The organism is Polaribacter gochangensis (assembly GCF_046224025.1).
GTDB classification, from domain to species: Bacteria; Bacteroidota; Bacteroidia; order Flavobacteriales; family Flavobacteriaceae; genus Polaribacter; species Polaribacter gochangensis.
This window is the reverse complement of the sequence record NZ_JBJXRF010000017.1, coordinates 1-276: the sequence shown is the minus strand read 5'-3', so window position 1 is coordinate 276 and position 276 is coordinate 1. Positions and strand designations below refer to the sequence as shown.

Annotated in this window: 1 protein-coding gene; it reads left to right on the top strand. The window is 24.3% G+C overall.

Going from position 1 to position 276, the window contains the following annotated elements:
- A partial coding sequence (locus ACEWL1_RS12110) for a hypothetical protein (RefSeq protein ID WP_409233560.1) occupies positions 1 to 228 on the top strand: 228 nt, incomplete at its 5' end.
- Positions 229 to 276 lie beyond the last annotated feature (48 nt).

The window sequence follows — 276 nt, the reverse complement described above, 5'->3', positions numbered from 1 at the left end:
GAAGCACTTGTACATTGCACATCGCAATACAGCCCTAATTCTTCTGGTACTTCTAAAGTAATTACCGAACAATGGCATACTTTTAAACTTGAATTGACAGAAAAAAAGAATAGATATTTTGTAAAATGGTATATTAATGATGTTTTGGTAAAAACATTACAAACCAAAATAAAAACAAAACACAATTTTACTGTTCATAACATTCTAGAAAATTTATCTTTTATTTGAGAAAATTTACCTTCTAAATAAAATTATTTTCTTTTTAATTCTTTTAAT